This is a genomic window from Synergistes jonesii, from assembly GCF_000712295.1.
GTDB classification, from domain to species: Bacteria; Synergistota; Synergistia; order Synergistales; family Synergistaceae; genus Synergistes; species Synergistes jonesii.
On record NZ_JMKI01000007.1, the window covers coordinates 1 to 2,899 of the forward strand.

The 2,899-nt window shown below is 61.3% G+C and carries 7 protein-coding genes; all 7 read left to right on the top strand.

From position 1 onward, the window contains the following. On the top strand, positions 1-525 hold a 525-nt coding region (locus tag EH55_RS14375), incomplete at its 5' end, for a hypothetical protein (protein WP_037974630.1). An 18-nt stretch (positions 526-543) separates the two neighbouring features. Continuing rightward, complete coding sequence (locus EH55_RS02960; protein WP_037973908.1) at positions 544-762, top strand: hypothetical protein; 219 nt, start codon at positions 544-546, stop codon at positions 760-762. A 10-nt stretch (positions 763-772) separates the two neighbouring features. Further along, positions 773-1,312: a lytic transglycosylase domain-containing protein gene (locus tag EH55_RS02965; RefSeq protein WP_037973906.1), complete on the top strand. Its 540-nt coding sequence runs from the start codon at positions 773-775 to the stop codon at positions 1,310-1,312. Between the two features lie 3 nt (positions 1,313-1,315). Beyond that, complete coding sequence (locus tag EH55_RS02970) at positions 1,316-1,693, top strand: D-Ala-D-Ala carboxypeptidase family metallohydrolase (protein WP_037973903.1); 378 nt, start codon at positions 1,316-1,318, stop codon at positions 1,691-1,693. Between the two features lie 6 nt (positions 1,694-1,699). Continuing rightward, complete coding sequence (locus EH55_RS02975) at positions 1,700-2,062, top strand: hypothetical protein (RefSeq protein ID WP_037973902.1); 363 nt, start codon at positions 1,700-1,702, stop codon at positions 2,060-2,062. Then, positions 2,059-2,316, top strand: a complete 258-nt coding sequence (locus EH55_RS02980) for a hypothetical protein (RefSeq protein WP_037973899.1) — start codon at positions 2,059-2,061, stop codon at positions 2,314-2,316. The genes EH55_RS02975 and EH55_RS02980 overlap by 4 nt, the downstream gene beginning before the upstream one ends. 215 nt (positions 2,317-2,531) lie before the next feature. Next, the coding region (locus EH55_RS02985) for a hypothetical protein (RefSeq protein ID WP_152550710.1) at positions 2,532-2,899 on the top strand (368 nt) is incomplete at its 3' end.

A 2,899-nucleotide genomic window follows, 5' to 3' on the forward strand; every position in this document is an offset into this window, starting at 1 on the left:
ACGCCGATGGCCGCACACCATCTCGTCATGCTGCCGAAGGGCGCTTTGGGGACGGCACCGATGAACGGAACAAATACGACGGCAGGCGGCTATGCAGGCTCGCAAATGTGGACTACGACGATACCCGACAGGGTATCAAKGCTCGACTCGGTGCTCGGCACTCATCTGCTGACGGACAGGCGCTGGCTGAGCAACGCCGTCGATACAAACGCAGTGGCGGCAGGACTGCCGACCATGATGGGGGCGGCGAGCGCTTACGATGTCTATGACGTCCGAGCGACGCTGCTGAGCGAGGTAGAACTATTCGGCACAAAGATATTCGGTTCTTCTGGAGCGGATGTTTTAGACGCCAATCAAAGGTTGCCGCTGTTCAATTTTATCAATTTCAGACAGGTAGTAAACGGTACTTGGCTGAGAGACGTCGTTTCTACGACGCGCTTCGCCCGCTGCACCGGTTACGGCCTCTCGGCGCACGGCTCTGCAGAGAGCGCTTCCAACCTGTGTCTACAAATTTTACTCGGATAGCCGAAAAGGAGAAAGATTATGAGCGAAAGAACATGGGACGAAATAGAAAACGAGATTTATAGGCTGAAGCTCAGCCTCACGAGCAACGCCTCAGAAACGGGCGACTGGAAGATAGCCAAGTATAACGAGTACGTGGCCGCCGGACTCAACCCGCCGTTCGATATTGCGGCGTTCCACGCCGCGCGCGAGGCGATACGCGAAGAGATACGGGCGCTGGAAGCGGAGCTGGACGGGTAATAAGGGCGAAATGGAAGCCGATATGAAGGTCTTCCGCTGGCGGGAGCTTGCGGAGAAGTGGGGCCGGCAGACTGGATGTCCGCCGGCTTTGATTTTGGCGGTGATCGAGCAGGAGTCGGGCGGGGGCCCAGAGGCAACGCGGCACGAGCCGGAGTATATGGAAAGGTATGAGGCGCGCTGCCGCGAGATAGCCCATGCATGCGGCTTGTCCCTCGAGGATGTGGCCACGAGCTACGGGCTTATGCAGCTGATGCTGCCGCTGGCCTGGGGCTATATGGGGACTGCGGCCAGGAAGGACCCTGTCGCGGCGCTGCTTGATCCGGATCAGAATGTGCGCTTCGGCGCGGCGCATTTGGGCGTGCTGCTCCGCAAGGAGCTTGCGCGCCACAATGATGCGGTGCGCCTGGCGCTCGGAGCGGGCGGGGGGATCGACGCCGCGATCGTGCGCGCCGCCGCCGGCCGCTTCAATGGCGCTGGGAGCGGGAGCGCTTACGCGCGGAACGTCTGCGCGCTGTGGCGGCTGTATGAAGGGCGCTTGAAAGAGGCGTAGGCGTTGGGAGACCTAACGAAGGATTTCTCGCGGAAGGAGTTCCGCTGTAGGTGCGGAAGGAAAGATTGCGACGCGGCGCCGATCGACATGAAGCTGGTGACGGCTTTACAGGCGCTGAGGGATCTGATCGGCGTCCCCATCATCATCAATTCGGCGGTCAGATGCGTCCGGCACAACAGGCGCGTCGGCGGCGTGCGGAACAGCCGGCATCTGGAGGGCATAGCCGCCGATATTTACTGCCCGAAGCTTTCGCCGAAGGAATTTGCTAAGTTCGCCGCTATGATCCCAGAGTTCGACAAAGGCGGCATAGGCCTGTACGACTGGGGGATCCACGTGGACGTGCGCGGCAGGCGCGCGCGCTGGGATTACAGGGGGCGGTGAGGTGAGGTGAGCCAGCAGGAGGTAAAGGACGCGTTCGATTCGCTCAAGGCTATTTTCCTGCTCGTGATGCCGGGGCTGATCGCCGCCTGTATCACGTCTTCGGTGGATTTCCTGAGCAAGCACTGGCTGAAGGATAAGTTTATGTGGAACCGCTTCATCGTCGGCCATGTTTCGGACGTCACGCTCGGGGCGGCCGTCTATCTGGGGCTGTGCGAGTTAGGCGTGGGCGAGGCCGGGAGGCTGGCGGCGGTCTATGTCGCCGTCTCGGCCGGACGGCCGTGGGTAAGGCGCGTGATCGACGGGAGGCTGGGGCTGGACGACAAAGCCTGCAAGGGCTGTAAGGACGAAGGAAAGAGGGGCGTCGAATGAACAGGGTTTTTGTTTATCTGAACGGATTGCCGTGGACTAAGCCGATCGCGATTCTGACGTGGGCGGTGAATCTGCTGGTTTTCGTCGCCGCTTGGCTGTTTACGAAAGATATTCCCCCGAACGCCAAGGAGCTGGGCATTTATTTCGGCGGGGTCGTCTTCGCGGCGGCGGCCGGCAAGTCGGGCTATGAAGCCGTGCGAAGGCCGGCGCGCCCTAAAAGACGCGCGGACGATGAAAATGAGGGCGGTCTCTGACGGCCGGCGCCGGTGGGCGCTGCTCGCGGCGGCGGTTTTGCTGGCGGCCGCCGGGTGGTATCTGTGGCGGTGGGGGCAGGCGCGGATCTACGGCGTAGACGGAACGACGCGGCCGCCTGTGGAGACGGCCGCCGTTGACGACGCCGCCGAAAGGCTGAAAAGCGTTATTGAGAAGGCCCAAAGTGAGAGAAATAGATTGCCGGAGGTGGTTGAAAGTGCGAAAAATGTTATTAGGCGCGATGTCGGCCGGCTTGATGATTCTGACGTCGCTGTCCGCTGGAACGACCTGCTGGGGCGATACAGGGAAGATAGAACTGCGGCCGAAGGGATATCTGCTGACAGATGAGGCGTATGTCGTTCCGCTCGCCGACGGGCGCGACACTGTGGAGATGCTGGAGTCTCAGGCGGCGGAGATAGGAGCTCTCAGGAGGTATGTATCTTCACAGGACAGGATAGTCGATACCGTCAGCGCCGACATTGCGGCCCTGGAGGCCGCCAGGATGCGGGAGCGCGAAGCGTGGGCGCGCAGCGTGGAAAAGCTGCAGCGGAGAAATAAGAAGCTCCGGTCGCCGTGGTCGGTCGG

Bases quoted from the DNA above. Each gene is read 5' to 3' on its own strand.
- EH55_RS02965 (WP_037973906.1), top strand. From the start codon at position 773: ATGGAAGCCGATATGAAGGTCTTCCGCTGGCGGGAGCTTGCGGAGAAG.
- EH55_RS02980 (WP_037973899.1), top strand. From the start codon at position 2,059: ATGAACAGGGTTTTTGTTTATCTGAACGGATTGCCGTGGACTAAGCCG.
- EH55_RS02960 (WP_037973908.1), top strand. From the start codon at position 544: ATGAGCGAAAGAACATGGGACGAAATAGAAAACGAGATTTATAGGCTG.